At 47.0% G+C, this 14,849-nt stretch carries 13 protein-coding genes; 2 read left to right on the forward strand and 11 right to left on the reverse strand.

Annotated features, from left to right (window positions below; translation table 11 throughout):
- The 8 genes from glpK to KY305_RS07940 all read right to left on the reverse strand — a co-directional run bounded on the left by glpK (position 1) and on the right by KY305_RS07940 (position 7,977).
- Entirely contained in the window at positions 1–1,491 is a 1,491-nt protein-coding gene (gene glpK, locus KY305_RS07905; RefSeq protein ID WP_214800659.1) for a glycerol kinase GlpK, read from the reverse strand.
- Between the two features lie 16 nt (positions 1,492–1,507).
- Positions 1,508–2,335: an MIP/aquaporin family protein gene (locus tag KY305_RS07910; RefSeq protein WP_214800658.1), complete on the reverse strand. Its 828-nt coding sequence runs from the start codon at positions 2,333–2,335 to the stop codon at positions 1,508–1,510.
- A 174-nt stretch (positions 2,336–2,509) separates the two neighbouring features.
- Positions 2,510–3,085, reverse strand: a complete 576-nt coding sequence (locus KY305_RS07915) for a glycerol-3-phosphate responsive antiterminator (protein ID WP_223062072.1) — start codon at positions 3,083–3,085, stop codon at positions 2,510–2,512.
- A 25-nt stretch (positions 3,086–3,110) separates the two neighbouring features.
- Positions 3,111–4,457 carry an aspartate aminotransferase family protein gene (locus KY305_RS07920; protein WP_223062073.1) on the reverse strand — a complete coding sequence of 449 codons (1,347 nt, stop codon included), beginning with the start codon at positions 4,455–4,457 and terminating at the stop codon, positions 3,111–3,113.
- A gap of 230 nt (positions 4,458–4,687) precedes the next feature.
- Positions 4,688–6,226 carry a bifunctional GNAT family N-acetyltransferase/carbon-nitrogen hydrolase family protein gene (locus KY305_RS07925; protein ID WP_223062074.1) on the reverse strand — a complete coding sequence of 513 codons (1,539 nt, stop codon included), beginning with the start codon at positions 6,224–6,226 and terminating at the stop codon, positions 4,688–4,690.
- Positions 6,227–6,245: 19 nt separating this feature from the next.
- Positions 6,246–6,908 (reverse strand): HAD family hydrolase, encoded by a 663-nt coding sequence (locus tag KY305_RS07930; RefSeq protein WP_223062075.1) that lies wholly within the window; start codon positions 6,906–6,908, stop codon positions 6,246–6,248.
- A 126-nt stretch (positions 6,909–7,034) separates the two neighbouring features.
- Complete coding sequence (locus tag KY305_RS07935; RefSeq protein WP_214800653.1) at positions 7,035–7,457, reverse strand: CBS domain-containing protein; 423 nt, start codon at positions 7,455–7,457, stop codon at positions 7,035–7,037.
- 130 nt (positions 7,458–7,587) lie between these two features.
- Positions 7,588–7,977, reverse strand: coding sequence for a DUF5365 family protein (locus KY305_RS07940; protein WP_223062076.1), 390 nt, complete (start codon positions 7,975–7,977; stop codon positions 7,588–7,590).
- A 110-nt stretch (positions 7,978–8,087) separates the two neighbouring features.
- Between KY305_RS07940 and KY305_RS07945 the strand changes: the two genes are divergently transcribed.
- Positions 8,088–8,996, forward strand: a complete 909-nt coding sequence (locus tag KY305_RS07945) for an RluA family pseudouridine synthase (protein ID WP_223062077.1) — start codon at positions 8,088–8,090, stop codon at positions 8,994–8,996.
- Here KY305_RS07945 and KY305_RS07950 read toward each other — a convergent pair.
- Positions 8,993–9,592 carry a class D sortase gene (locus KY305_RS07950; protein ID WP_223062078.1) on the reverse strand — a complete coding sequence of 200 codons (600 nt, stop codon included), beginning with the start codon at positions 9,590–9,592 and terminating at the stop codon, positions 8,993–8,995. The two genes, KY305_RS07945 and KY305_RS07950, sit on opposite strands and share 4 nt — an antisense overlap.
- Positions 9,589–13,086 carry a 5'-nucleotidase C-terminal domain-containing protein gene (locus KY305_RS07955; protein ID WP_223062079.1) on the reverse strand — a complete coding sequence of 1,166 codons (3,498 nt, stop codon included), beginning with the start codon at positions 13,084–13,086 and terminating at the stop codon, positions 9,589–9,591. The genes KY305_RS07950 and KY305_RS07955 overlap by 4 nt, the downstream gene beginning before the upstream one ends.
- 189 nt (positions 13,087–13,275) lie before the next feature.
- Between KY305_RS07955 and KY305_RS07960 the strand changes: the two genes are divergently transcribed.
- The gene (locus tag KY305_RS07960) at positions 13,276–13,932 is read left to right on the forward strand and encodes a spore coat protein (RefSeq protein WP_223062080.1); all 657 of its coding nucleotides are present in this window, start codon (positions 13,276–13,278) and stop codon (positions 13,930–13,932) included.
- Here the strand turns inward: KY305_RS07960 and KY305_RS07965 are convergent.
- On the reverse strand, positions 13,853–14,836 hold the full coding sequence (locus KY305_RS07965) for a hypothetical protein (protein ID WP_223062081.1): 984 nt from the start codon (positions 14,834–14,836) through the stop codon (positions 13,853–13,855). The genes KY305_RS07960 and KY305_RS07965 overlap by 80 nt on opposite strands.
- Between the last annotated feature and the right edge of the window lie 13 nt (positions 14,837–14,849).

Below are 14,849 nucleotides of genomic sequence, written 5' to 3' on the forward strand. Positions count from 1 at the left end.
TTATTTAAAAGCCATTGCTGCTTTTACAGCTTTTTTCCAGCCATTATACAATTCTTCGCGTTTGTCTTCTTCCATTTCCGGCTCAAATCGCTTATCCAAATTCCATTGATCAGCGATTTCAGAGCTGTCCTTCCAATAGCCGACCGCGATTCCGGCTAAGTACGCCGCACCCAGCGCCGTCGTCTCATTTATTTCAGGACGTTCGACGGGAACATTCAGCAGGTCGCCTTGGAACTGCATAAGAAAATTGTTTTTTACTGCTCCGCCGTCCACGCGCAATGTTTTTAAAGAGATGCCGGAATCAGCCTCCATTGCGTCAAGAACGTCTTTTGCCTGATAAGCAAGAGATTCCAGCGTAGCGCGGATGAAGTGTTCCTTCGTCGTTCCGCGTGTCAGGCCGAATACAGAGCCGCGCACGTCACTGTCCCAATAAGGTGTGCCTAAGCCGACAAAAGCAGGGACGACATAGACGCCGTCAGTTGAATCCACACGCTCTGCGTATGTCTCGCTTTGCGCGGAATCCTGGAACAGCCGCATCCCGTCTCTGAGCCATTGGATGGCAGATCCTGCGACAAAAATGCTTCCTTCAAGCGCATACTCCACTTTGCCGTCAATCCCCCAGGCAATTGTCGTCAGCAGGCCGTGCTCTGATGTAATCGCTTTTTCTCCGGTATTCATGAGCATAAAGCAGCCTGTGCCATATGTGTTTTTCCCCATGCCTTCTTCAAAGCACGCCTGGCCGAACAATGCTGATTGCTGGTCTCCGGCAGCTCCCGCTATCGGAATGTTTTTACCGAAGAAGTGGTAATCAACCGTTTTCGCGTACACATGTGAAGACGGCTTCACTTCCGGCAGCATTGATTTCGGCACGCCTAAAATATCAAGCAGCTCATCATCCCATTTTAAATCATGAATGTTAAACATCAGCGTTCTTGACGCATTGGAATAATCCGTTACGTGCGCCGCGCCGCCTGACATTTTCCAGATGAGCCACGAGTCAATCGTTCCGAACAGAAGGTTTCCATTTTCCGCTTTTTCCCGCGCGCCTTCAACATTGTCAAGAATCCATTTCACTTTCGTTCCTGAGAAATACGGATCGATCAGAAGACCCGTTTTTTCTCTGAATGTGTCATTATACCCTTTTTCACGCAGCTCTTCACAAATGCCGGCAGTTTGCCTTGATTGCCACACGATGGCATTGTAAACAGGTTTTCCGGTATCTTTATCCCATACGACCGTTGTTTCCCTTTGGTTTGTGATGCCGATTCCGGCAATTTGATCAGCGCTGATTCCGGATTCAGAAATGACTGTAGCGATAACAGCCAGCACCGATCCCCAGATTTCATTCGCACTGTGCTCCACCCAGCCGGGCTGCGGGAAGAACTGCGTGAATTCCTTTTGAGCGGAATGCACGATCTTGCCTTCTTTATTAAAAAGAATCGCTCTTGAACTTGTTGTGCCTTGATCTAATGATAAAATATAGGTTTCCATGATGCCGCTCTCCTTTTTAAATATATTTAGAATTTGATAAGGTTTTCGGTGATTGAGATCTCTTCGTATATACATAAAGTATTAACAGTACCACAACCAATATAACGCTTACAAACCAGAAGCCAGGTGTCACATTTCCTTTAAACGCAGCATTGTAAAATACACCGCCGAATGCTCCGCCAAGTATCGGACCGATAACGGGAATCCATGCGTATTTCCAATTAGACGGTCCTTTTTTCGGAATCGGCAGAAATGCGTGGGCGATTCTCGGCCCTAAATCCCGTGCAGGGTTGATCGCATATCCTGTCGTTCCTCCAAGAGAAATTCCGATGGCAACGATGAGGAAACCGACAATAAGCGGGTTCAGCCCTTTTGTAAATTCATTCGCCCCGATTGCCAAAATGCCGAGCACAAGCACAAACGTACCAATGATTTCACTTACCATATTCCCAAATGTATGCGGAATACTCGGCCCGGTTGAGAAAACGCCGAGTTTAGCAGCAGGATCGTCGGTCACCTTCCAATGCGGCAGATAGTGAAGGTACACAAGAACCGCACCGATGATTGCTCCGATCATTTGTCCCGCGATATAAACAGGAACCTCTTTCCAAGGAAAACTGCCTTCAAGCGCAAGGCCTATCGTTAAAGCCGGATTAAGATGAGCACCGCTGATTCCTCCGACAGCATACGCCGCCATGGCAACACCCAATCCCCATCCAAATACAATAACAATCCATCCGGATTGGTATGAAAGCGATTTCTTTAAATTGACTCCCGCACAAACACCGCCGCCAAAAATAATAAGCAGCATTGTACCGATTACTTCTCCCCAAAATGCTGTCATCATAATTCCTCCTAAAATGACATAATAGCAGGTTTGACAGAGTTATAGAGAATAAAAAGCCCACAACAAACCTCTTTACGCTTGATTGCTTTCGTAAAGTGCTGTTGTGGGTCTCCGGGTCTCCATCACAATAGTATTAACCTAGGTCTATTGTAACAACGGGTGAAAGCGGTGTCAATCTTTTTTTGTCATAGAATGTTCATATTTAGCCCACAGCTCGGTATCTGATGTAGTCACTGCCGTGGCCCCGGCCTTCAGAGCATTATCAACATCCTGTTCAGTTCGGATAAAGCCGCCGGCGAAAATCGGTATCCCCGTCATTTCTTTAATTTCCCGGATCAAGGTAGGAACGATGCCCGGGAGGACCTCAATGAAATCCGGCTTATGTTTCCCGACAAACTCCATGCTTTTCTCCACAGCGCTCGTATCGAGTAAAAACAGCCGCTGAATCGCGTATATTTTCTTTTGTTTCGCTTTGGCGATGACGGTGGATCTCGTTGAAATAATGCCGGCAGGCTTGATGTCCTGGCAGATAAACTCCGCCCCGTATTCATCATGTTTAATGCCGTGGATCAAATCAACGTGAACCATCAGATGCTTTCCGTGCTTTTTCGCTTCGTTTACGACACCTTTCAATTGACCCAGGTGAATATCTAAAATGACGCCGTACAAAAACGGACTTTCTAAAAACGCGTCAAACTGCTTCATATTCCGGATAGCCGGTAAAATTTTCTGTTTGTGAAAACTCATGTTTTACTCCTTTAATATTAAAAAATCAGATGCTCAGCACACTTTCCTTGACCGTCGCAATGATAAATGAAAGCTCCTCTTCCGAGAGACAGAAAGGCGGTGAAAGCTGGATTACGTTATTATATCCCGCTACGGTATCTCCATTCTTCCCGACGATCAGCCCTTTTTCCTTACAAGCGGAAACGACGTGCTGAACAGCTGCAGCATCAGCCGGCTCTTTCGTGATTTTATCCTTTACGAGTTCTATTCCAACGAGCAGGCCTTTCCCCCGTACATCCCCGACCGCAGGGTGTTCTCTGAGTGACTGAAGCTCCTTTAGCAGCCTTTCGCCAAGCTCTCGTGAACGGCCGATCAGACTTTCATCCTCCATGATTTGCAGGTTTTTCAATGCGAGGGCACAGGCAGCCGGATTTCCTCCGAATGTATTCACGTGGCGGAAGCGGTCATACGGCCCCCCGCCGCTGTATGCCTCAAAAATTTCCCGTTTCACCGCAGTAGCCGAAAGCGGCAGATAAGCACTCGTGATGCCTTTCGCCATTGTGACGATATCAGGCTTTACGCCATAATGCTGGAACCCGAAAGGCTCTCCCGTGCGGCCGAATCCGCAAATCACCTCATCACAAATCAAAAGCGCGCCGTGGCGACGGCAAATGTCCTCCACCTTAGCCATATACCCTTCCGGCGGCATTAAAATGCCCCCGCCTGTAATAATCGGCTCCATAATCACGCCTGCAATCGTTTCACTTAACTCCCACGTCATGATCCGGTCGATTTCCCGTGCGCTTTCTAATGTATCAGCATCGGCGGGATTCCGATAGAGGTCTGGCGGCGCAGCATGCAAAAAACCTTGGCTTAACGGCTCATATTTGTACTTCCTCTGCGCCTGGCCGGTAGCGGCGAGCGCTCCCATCGAATTGCCGTGATAGGCTCTGTATCTGGAAATGAATTTGTAGCGGCCGTGATCCCCGTTTTCAATATGGTATTGGCGGGCAATTTTGAATGCGGTCTCATTTGCTTCTGAACCGCTGTTGGAAAAAAAGATCACATAATCGCCGCCAAGCCATTCATTCAGCTTTTCTGCAAGCTTGATAGCCGGCGTGTGGCTTTGCGTCAGCGGGTAATAAGGCAGCTCCTTCAATTGTTCGTAAGCCGCATCAGCAAGTTCCTTTCTGCCGTAACCGATATTCACGCACCACAGCCCTGACATGGCATCCAAATACCGCCTTCCGTCTATATCAGTAACCCAAGCCCCTTCCCCCTTCTGGGCGATCAGACTGTCGTCCGGCTCCGCCCCTTTCATGGCATGCCAAATGAAGTCTTTATCCTTTTGCTTGAGTGATTGATTTTGCTGTACATGTTCCACACCGATCATCTCCCTTTCAATATCGTTACGCTGTATCGAAAGCTGGCCGGCCCGTAAGCCGATTATCTTGGTGTTTCCTCTTATTAAGAATATAAAGGCGGATCAGAGACGAGTCAATAAACCGATGAGAAATAAAAAAACGCTTTCGCCGCGAATCGAGCGGAAGCATCCAAACCTGTCATACAGAAGCTCTAAAAAAGCAAAAAACAGCCCGCCTCCTCAGCGGGGCGGGCGATGTTTTATTTGAGATACGTAATTCGGTAAATGTCTTTGCGTCTGTCTTTCAGCTGGCGCACGGTTCCGTTTTCCCGCTGCCTTCTTAAAATTTCCAAATCCACGTCGCCGATCACGACCATTTCAATATTCGGATTCGTTTCACCGACGATTCCGTCTCTGGCAAATTCAAAATCAGACGGAGCAAAAATAGCGGATTGCGCGTATTGAATATCCATGTTTTCCGTTTGCGGCAGGTTTCCGACGGTACCGGAGATGACGGTGTAAATTTGGTTTTCCACCGCTCTCGCCTGAGAGCAATACCTCACGCGCAAGTAGCCTTGGCGGTCTTCTGTGCAAAATGGCGTAAAGATAATTTTCGCCCCTTGTTCCGCTGCGATCCTCGCAAGCTCTGGAAATTCGATATCGTAGCAAACTTGAATGGCGATTTTTCCGCAGTCCGTGTCAAACACGCGGACTTGATCACCGGCGCTGATGCCCCACCATTTCCGCTCATTCGGCGTAATATGGAGCTTGTATTGTTTTTCAATTGTGCCGTCCCGCCTGAATAAATACGCGATGTTATAAATTTTCCCCTCTTCTTCGACAAAGTGAGATCCGCCGATAATGTTGACGTTATATTTCACCGCAAGGTCTGTGAACAGACTGATATAGTCCTCCGTATATTCGGTAATTCTCTGGATTGCCAGGCTCGGGGAGCGTTCCTCCAGAAATGACATGAGCTGGGTCGTGAAGATCTCAGGGAAAACTGCGAAATCAGATCTCGCGTCAGAGGCCACATCGACGTAATATTCAACTTGATTGGCAAATTCCTCAAAGGAATAAATCTTTTTCATTTCATATTGAATGGCGCAAATGCGCACAGGAAATGCCGATTTGTAATAACGTTTCGACTGCGGCAGATAATCGACATTATTCCATTCCATTAATGTCGCATATTTAATAGAGGCCGTATCATCCGGCAGATAATTCGGGTTAATCCGCATTAATGTAAATCCGTTCATCAGCTGGAATGAGAGAACCGGATCATAAATCTGGTGGCGTGTCACCTGCTCGACATAGGTTCTGGCCGTCATCTCTTCAGCGTACTTGTGGTAATTCGGAATCCGACCGCCGATGATGATGCTTTTTAAATTCAATCGTCTCGCCAAATCTTTTCTCGCTTCATACAAACGGTGGCCGATCTTCATCCTTCTGTACGTCGGGTGAACCATCACTTCAATGCCGTACAGATTTAAGCCGTCCGGATTGTGATTTGTGATATATCCGTCATCTGTAATATCCTGCCATGTATGACGGTCATCATACTCATCGAAATTGATGATCAGGCTTGAGCAGGAGCCGATAATCTCGCCTTCATACTCCGCGCAAAACTGCCCTTCCGGAAAATGCGCCAGATGGCTGATTAAATGCTCAGGCTCCCAAGGCTCCATTCCCGGGAAACAATCCTTTTGCAGTTCAATAATTTTATTGATATCTTTCTCTTCCATATTCCGTATGACCATTTTCTTTTCGAAACGGGTCAGATCTAGTTTTTCAGACAACGCTGCTTCCCCCTGCCGATTAGTTTTGTTGATTCAATCGCTGTAATAATAATTCAAGTTCCAATTCGGCCATAGATTCGAGTCTGTGGTCGTAGTCTTCAAACAAGAGAGCGCCTGTCACTTTATTCGGCACGATGACGCACTTCATGCCGGCGCGCTTGGCGGCAATCGACCCGTTGACAGAATCCTCAAAAGCAAGACACTCAGCCGGTTCGACACCTAAATGTTCCGCTGCTTTCAAATAAAGTTCCGGATTCGGCTTCACCTCTTCCACGTCATCAGCCGTTTGAATGACTTCAAATTCATCAAACAAGCCTAATTCTTTCAGGTGTTCCGATACCCATTTAAAGTCTGAGCTTGAAGCCAGGCCGACCCTCAGCCCCAGCTCTTTTGCCGCGGCTAAATAAGCCTCCACACCGGGGCGCGCTTTTTCTGTTTTCATCCGCTGTGCAAATCGCTGGCGCCTGATCGCCGTCAGTTCATCGTGATCAAGCTCTCTCCCAAGCTGTTCCTCTAAATAGGCAAACGGCTTAAATCCGGCGGCCGTACCGATGACCTTTCCCCAGACGGACAGGGGCAATGTTGATCCGTGCTCTTCAAACATTTCTTGCAGCACTTCATATTCATGGGTTTCTGTATCTAAAATTAATCCGTCAAAATCAAAGATTAACGCTTTTATCACTGCTTACAGCTCCTTTAGCAAACGTACTGGACTATGTATACACTATACCGTGAATTGCTTATGCGTTCAAAAAGTAACATGCGGACGGAAAGAAGAGCCTGCATCAATGCAAGCTCCCTTTATCCGTTACTGATTGTCCTGGCTTGAAATATTAGAGAGTGCTGCTCCCGCAGACTCGTTTGAACGCTGATCGACCGCTAAGTCTCCAAGCGCAACGATCCCGACTAGATGACTTTGATCTACAATAGGAAGGCGGCGGATTTGGTGTTGGGCCATCAGCTGTGACGCCTCTTCAAGACTCATGTCCGGGTTTCCCGATACTACTTTAGAAGACATCACATGTGAAACAGGTGTTTGGCCGTCGCGGCCTTGAGCCGTTGTTCTCAATGCGATATCACGGTCTGTCAGCATTCCTTTTAATTCTCCTCCGTCCACGACAGGAATTGCTCCGACATTATGCTGATGCATCAATGCAGCTGCTTCCTGAATCGTTTGGTTTGGAGAAACGGTCGCTACGTGCGTAGTCATTGATTGTTTAATTGAACTCATTGTAAAGCACCCCTTTCGCACATTAGTATGCTCGGGGGTTTGCCTGAATATAAAGGGAGATAGAGGAAAGAAATTGTGGTATCATGTCAAGGAAGCAAAAAAGAGCCCTATATAAAAGGCTCTTCCACTGTCAGATCAGCTTTCTGTGACCGTAAGCCGCTGATCTTCCGCCCGTCTGAAAATCAGCGTAGGTGAATGGAAATAACATTCCGCATTCATTCAGCAAAGCACAGTTTTTATTAAACAGCGCCTGCACATCGGACGCCGCACCTGGCTTTGACAAAATGATATGTACCGTTTGCAGACAAGCCATAATTTGAAACGCTTCTTTTAATGTTCCTTGGTAAAGTTGGTTTTGTAAGGACAATACGCCCCTTTTTTTAAAGCGCTGAATTTCCAGTTCGGAGAAATAAAGAGGAAAGACTTTTTGAAACAGTTCGGAGGAAAGCTCTTTTATCGCGCTTTCTTGTCCATCAGTCGCTGCGTTCACAATTCTCACATCAATCACCTTTCTTGCCATGCGAATATCCTTCGATCTTTATCAAGAATAGCATAGAAAAAATCGCGAAAGCTAAGGTAAGTGTTTCCTGTTGAAACAGCCGCTTTCCGCATAAAAAGGAGCTTCACGAAATGAAACAAAAAGGCCGCGGACTGGAATTTCAGATTACGGAAAAGTACGGCGGACAATGGCTGTTTTCCGTCCTCAAATCAGAATTCCAGGCGTCAAAACCCGTGATATCAGAATGGATGAAACAAAAAAGCATTCAAGTCAACCGCGAAACACCAAAAAACAATATCATCCTCAAAACCGGCGACCGCTTGTTCATTGATCTTCAGGAAAAAGCAGATTCCTCCATTATCCCGGAGTACGGTGAAGCGGATATTTTATACGAGGACAGCCATTTGTTAATCGCAAATAAGCCGGCAGGAATGCCGACTCATCCTAATGAAGAAGGACAGACCGGAACTCTCGCCAACCTCATCGCTTATCATTTTCAAATAAACGGCGAACAGGCGAAGGTCCGCCACGTTCACCGTCTGGATCAGGACACTTCGGGTGCGGTCGTGTTCGCCAAGCACCGCCTTGCTCACGCCATCCTTGACCGCCAGCTGGAGAACAAAACATTAAAACGCACGTATGCAGCTGTTGCGGAAGGAAAAGTGAAGCCGAAAAAAGGTACGGTTGATACCCCGATCGGCCGCGACAGATCACATCCGGTCAGACGGCGCGTTTCACCGGGCGGGCAAGCGGCCCTTACGCGTTATGAAGTGAAGGGCTATCATCCCGGCGCACGGCTTTCTCTTACGGAGCTGGAGCTGGAAACAGGAAGAACGCATCAAATCCGTGTCCATATGGCCAGCATCGGTCATCCTTTAGCGGGGGATGACCTGTATGGCGGCAGCCGGGCGCTTTTTCACAGACAGGCGCTGCACGCCAAAAAGGTAAAAGTCGTTCATCCGCTGACCGGAGAAGAAATCATCGCCGAAGCGCCGATGCCCGATGATTTGCTGCGTTTTGTCGAGGCTTATTTTTCCTAAACCGGTTCGGCATAAATAATATATCGCTTCGGCGCATTTCCGATATATGAGAACGGATAGCATGTCGTCAGAACCAGTTCCTCCCGCTCGTGCTGGAGGGTAATGACCGACGTATCGTTTTGGCTGACGATTTTTGTATGGGTGATTTTATAGGAAAAGGTGCCGTAAGACAGGATGATAATGAGCTGATCACCTTTTTCAAGCTCACCCGTCCGGCGAAAAACCGTATCCCTGTGGCCTGATAAAACGATTTGCCCGTGTTCGTCCGGGTAATAGCTGTCCTTGTAATGCCCGACGCCTTTTGCTAAATCATCTGCGTCAGTCCCTTCCACTATCGGAAGCTCAGCGTCTATTTTAGGGATTTCTAAAATGCCGCTCGCTTTTCCTGTCTTGGGCTGAAACGCTGCTTTGCGCTGTTTGTGGACGGCGCTTTTTTTTATTTTTTCCTCTGTTCCGACTGGTGCCGCCGCTTTTTTTGCTTCCTCAAGCGATTGCTTTGTTTTCATATGTGTGTCAATGATTTTCCAGCTTCCGTAACATGTGATAATGATACCGATAATGATGACCAGAAGAGGCATATGCTTCATTTTGTTCATTGCATCCGGGTTCTCCTTTTCTTTCTGAAATACCAATACGCGCCGGAGCCTGTGATTGCGATACCGATCAGTACGATTTGATAGTAGCCCGCCGAGGTATCGGGCAGCGATTGACCATCTGGTGTTCCGCTTTTTGTCTGTTCTGCGCCGTTTTCTTTATAGCTGACGGGAGCCGGGCCGGTTTTATTGCCTGACTGCATTGTATGACCGGGCTGGCCTTTTATATTTGGCTGATTAGAGTTGTCTGGCTCTTCTTCTTGATTTGGCTGCTCTGGCCGGTTCGGTTTTTCTTCTTTGCCGGGCTGCTCTGACCGGTTCGGTTTTTCACCGTTATCAGGCTGGTTTCCGCCGTCCGGTACTTCTCCTTTGCCGGGCGGATTGCTGCCGTCATCAGGTGTTTCAGCGTCTTCCGCTGTCTGAATCCGGCCTTCCGCTTGATAAGAAATCGGCGTTTTAAAGCTTTTGACAAATGCCAAAGTTGCTTCTAAATCCTCCGGCCCTGTGACCGGATTTTTCCCCAATTTTCCGATGGGTCCGTATTTTGCGCCCGCTGCGGTCGCCATAAAGTTATTGACGGTTAACGTATAAACGGTTTCAGGCTGAATTTCTGTGCCGTCTGCCATTTTCATATCAACTGCTTTGGCTGTTTTTGGGTTCCACGTATAGGAAAATCCGCTGATGCTGTAATCCGGCCCGAGGGTCGGCGAAATCTGCGCGTTGATAATCTCCCGCAAGTCCTTCCCTTTGATTTCAAGCTTCGTTAACACATTTCCGAACGGCTGTATATTATAAAGATCCCCCCATGTGATCGGGCCTTTTTTTATGACGTCCCGGATGCCGCCGCCATTCATAAGCGCGAAATCGGAATTCATCTCTGCCTTCATGCCATCGGCTATAAGGTTGCCAAGCGCCGTGTCCCCGTCATTTGAATAGCCGCCTGTTATATCATGAGCCGCTTCTCCGACCGCTTCGCTGACAATGGGTTTTACTTTCTCTTCATACTTGCTTAAAATGCTCGCCGCGTCCGGATCGGGTTTGATTTTGCTTTGATCGATGTATTTGATTTCTGCTGATTTTTTTACTATGTCCTTTGAAGCTTTATTAAGTTCGAGGTCGGTAATTCCGATTGCCTTTCCGTATTCAAACGCCTGCACGATCAGCTTGCCGTTTACTTGTCCATTTACGACTTTATGATTATGCGCGGCGAAGATAACATCAACTTCTGAGTCTGTCTCATTGGCGAGCTTTGCGGATTCTCCGGTGATCTCGTCTCCATTTTGTTCAGCAGACATATGGGCGAGCACCGCGATTGCTTTAATTCCTTTTTTCTTCAGCTCAGACACCGCTTCATTCACAGCTTTTACTTCGTCTGTAAACGTAATATCTTTAATTCCTTCCGGCATGACCATGCCCGCTGCCGATTTGGTCACTGCCCCGATAAAAGCGACCGGAATGCCTGAAACGTTTTTGATTTCATAGGGAGGCAGAAATGGCTTCCCTGTTGATTTCAGTTTACAGTTGGCGCAGACAAGCGGAAAATTTTGTCCGTCATAGCCGCTTGTGCCTTTTCCGCCGGGATGGTCTCCTCCATTTATAATCCGCAAAAGCTCATCCGTTCCCTCGTCAAACTCGTGGTTGCCGACAGTCCCGACGTCAAAGCCGATGTCCTCCATCATTTCTACTGTCGGTTCATCTTGGAAAAGGGCTGATACGGGAGAGCTCCCGCCGATCATATCGCCGGCATGCACCACAAGTGTATGGTCTTTCTCCGCCTTTGCCTTTTTTATATATGCGGCAGCGTAATCCATCCGGCCGAATGTGCCATCCGGTTTGCCGTCTCCGTTTAGGTCAAGTTCGTATTGCTGATCGATTTTGCCGTGTAAATCATTCATGCTGATAATCCTCAGCGGAACATTGCCTTCATCGGCTGTCTGGCGCTTTTTGTATCCGGCGTTTTCTGCCTCCTTTTCTGAAGAAAAGAAAATTCTGTGTTCGGCGGCGACTTTTTTCCATTCTTCAGGTGAAACATAAGTGCGGTCAGAAGAATCTCCGACATATCTTGTCAGTCCTTTTCCGGTTTCTCTTGCCCGAAATTCAAACGGCATTTCCTTCAGAGGATTTTCTTCATTCCAAATGCCTTTTTTCTCTTGTATGGCTTGGGCTGCTGCCTGCTGGAATGTCTCATACTCTGTATTGTTTTCTATCGGCCATATGAAATAGGTTGCCGCGTACCCGTTTTTGACCAGGTCTAGATTCACATTCATTCCTTTTTCCGTTATGATCTGACCCAGCAGCCTTCCGTACGTATCCTTTGCTTCTCTTCCGACTTTAACAGTGATCTGATCACCCGGGGCTAGAATTGTTTTTACATAGTCGGATGCTTTTTTTCCGAAATACAGCTGGTTTTCATCAAGTTCATTTTTTGGCGTATGATAAGTTTCCGGTGTGTCCATGTTAACGAGGCGGATTTTTGCCGTGCCGAGGATCGGTGTCCGGACATGTATCGTGTCGCCGTCAACAATACGGTCCACAACCGCTCGATATTCCCCTTCTGCTGACGGCGGCTTTGGCTGGTCATCTAATAAGCTGACGTCTTCCGGCTTTCGCGGCAGAAGCTGAAGAGATTGATATTTGCCTAATACACCCGTTATGTCATACCATCTGCCTGTTTGCAGATGCTGTGTGATGTTTGTTTCTTCCATGATTCGGAGAGTTAATGAACGGTTGTCCTCGTCTGTGATCACGGCATTATATCCTCCTCCGGCCGGAGAGCCCGGGAGTGAAGAAAGATATGCTTTTACAGTGACAAGCTGTCCCTCATATATACTGCCCTTGTCTTGTAAATCTTTTAATGTCAGACGTTTCGGCGCCGGGAGGGGTTTATGTTTGCCGGTAATTTGAATTGAGTCAGGAATGATTTCAGTAAGGCCTTGGTAGACGGCTGTCTTCCCGGACACTTCTGCCTCCATGCCTTCTTTTAACTCCGGAAAATTGTCTGCCGATGCGGAGTATATATTGATGCCGGCCGAATCATCCTGTATGAATGTTGAAAGCTTTCCTCCGCCGATGGCGGTTTGGTCCGCCGTCACGATTCCTTTGACAGTTACACGCTTATTCCGTTCGGCGCGGGCTTCTTTTATCGGGATCAATGCTTGGACAGACGGACTGACTGACATGGACTTTATGTCTTTTGCCTCTGTTGTTTGAGAATGGTTTGTAAGATTTCCTTGTACGGTTATTTTTTTACCGTGCACATTCGGACTGAACTTGTCTTTGTATGCGGAAGGGATATGGACGGGGAGTACTTTTTCCGGTGATATCTCGTTTTGACTGCCGGCTTGTCCGGCATAGCTCTTAATCTCAGCATTCCCCTCCTTTTTTTGAAGGGATTCTTCAACCGTTACCGCCTCCGAAGCCTCAGCATAGAGCAGGACATTCGGTATCACTAAACAGACCGTTAACAGAAAGCAAATCAGACGACTTTTTCTTTTCATTCATTTCCCCCCTTGTCTTCTAAAGAATACGTTAGCTTATTTTTTTGAAAATCACATCTCTTTTTTGTAAAGATTGTTTCTGCTTTCCACAAAATAGTAAAATATCCCTACTCTGCAATTCATAATGTATAACGAATCGGCTTTCTTCACATCTTAAATATGATTTGACATGAAGGAGGAAAACGACCAGTGGAACAGCAAAATCAGCAGCAGCCGCCAGTAAATCAAGGAATACCCGGTTCACCGCAAGTCAATCACGGGGGACATGAGCTATTTGACATGCATGAAGTGCTTGCCGGAACAGTCGGCGTATTGGACCAATTTATGATGCTCAGACAGTTTATACAAGATCAGGAGCTTGCCGATATACTTGATCGCCAGTATCAATTCATCCTAGCTCAATACAACCTCACTGCAGAATGCTTTAAAACAGGGCAAAAGCCTTCTCAGGAAACAGCGACATATATGATGAAAGAAAACAACCAAGCCGTCTACGGGATAAAACCGACACAACCGAAAAAACCGAATCAATCGCTTTCTGATGTAAAGGATCTTGGTATTTCCGGTCATATGCTCGGTTTGATCAAATCGCAGGCTTCTTTGTTAACGATGAGTTCGCTTGAGATGACAAATCCGGTTACAAGAAGAGTGCTCTCTGCGCAAATTCAGCAATATGTTGAAATGGCTTATGAAATCTTCTTATATCAAAATAAACACGGCTATTATCAGGTTCCTCAGCTGAATGCTCAGGATATGCAGACGATGCTCAATTCATTTGCACCGGCACAAGGCCAGCCGCAAATGCCACCGACCAAAGGAAACACGGGACAGCAGAACCTTCATTAAAAAGGAAAACGGCAGTGGGTAATGACCTATCCAATGCCGTTTTCTTTTTCCCGTATGCTTTTGTAAAATCATGTTCAAACTGGTTCAGGCTTTCTTTCGTCGCTTCCCGGAATCCTTTTTCAAAATTCTGTTCCTCGGCGGTCTTCTTCATAATCTTTAGAATAATTCCTTCCCCGAACGTATCCGTCAAGTCTTTTATCATATAGAAGCTCTGTAAATACACATCCGTTTCATAAGCAGAGCGCGACTTCTGCCAATCCCGGTCTGTTGTTAATTCATCAAACGGCACGACAGAAAATGTAATCGGGTCAATGATTAAATCATAATGTGCGACCCACTCACTCAATCCCTCGTGAAACCAAAGCGGAAACTCATCCGTGTTTGTTCCCGTTTGGCGCGCTTTCTGATGAAATGCAAAGTGGGTGTACTCATGAATGATCAATTGCTTATACATAAAAACGGCCATTTCATCTTTTTGGAGAAGCTGCTTTTTTTCTTCAGGCAAAAGCCCGATCATCTGCTCCTGTTCCGAGTAAAACCCGACTACGTTTTTCAGCCCCGAATATTGTTCGATTTTGGATTCATTCGGAAAAAAAACAAGGTCAAGCGGTGCCGTCCCCTTATATCCCACTATGATTTGATTGATACGTTTTGCGTAGTCCAAGGTGTTTTCGGTCAGCGGCAGTAGAGGCTTTTCCTCAGCCGTATAGTAAATGGCTGTATGCCCGAAAATCTCTTTTTTCATATGTTTTGTCACTTGTTCCTTCGTCGGAACAGAGTGGCTGTCTTGTACTGACAGGATATACATCATGCTTAGTGAAACGGCTGAGCTTACAGCCAGTATGACAAGAACTCCGCACAGGATCAGAGCAAATGCCGCCCGTTTCGCCATGCTGTCACGCAAACAAGCTCCCTCC

This window comes from Bacillus sp. YC2 (assembly GCF_019891195.1).
In the GTDB taxonomy this organism is placed as follows: Bacteria; Bacillota; Bacilli; order Bacillales; family Bacillaceae; genus Bacillus.

Coding starts and splice junctions, on each gene's coding strand:
- KY305_RS07910 (WP_214800658.1), bottom strand. CDS start 2,335: ATGACAGCATTTTGGGGAGAAGTAATCGGTACAATGCTGCTTATTATT.
- KY305_RS07955 (WP_223062079.1), bottom strand. CDS start 13,086: ATGAAAAGAAAAAGTCGTCTGATTTGCTTTCTGTTAACGGTCTGTTTA.
- KY305_RS07920 (WP_223062073.1), bottom strand. CDS start 4,457: ATGATCGGTGTGGAACATGTACAGCAAAATCAATCACTCAAGCAAAAG.
- glpK (WP_214800659.1), bottom strand. CDS start 1,491: ATGGAAACCTATATTTTATCATTAGATCAAGGCACAACAAGTTCAAGA.
- KY305_RS07950 (WP_223062078.1), bottom strand. CDS start 9,592: ATGAACAAAATGAAGCATATGCCTCTTCTGGTCATCATTATCGGTATC.
- KY305_RS07935 (WP_214800653.1), bottom strand. CDS start 7,457: ATGAGTTCAATTAAACAATCAATGACTACGCACGTAGCGACCGTTTCT.
- KY305_RS07915 (WP_223062072.1), bottom strand. CDS start 3,085: ATGAGTTTTCACAAACAGAAAATTTTACCGGCTATCCGGAATATGAAG.
- KY305_RS07945 (WP_223062077.1), top strand. CDS start 8,088: ATGAAACAAAAAGGCCGCGGACTGGAATTTCAGATTACGGAAAAGTAC.
- KY305_RS07940 (WP_223062076.1), bottom strand. CDS start 7,977: ATGGCAAGAAAGGTGATTGATGTGAGAATTGTGAACGCAGCGACTGAT.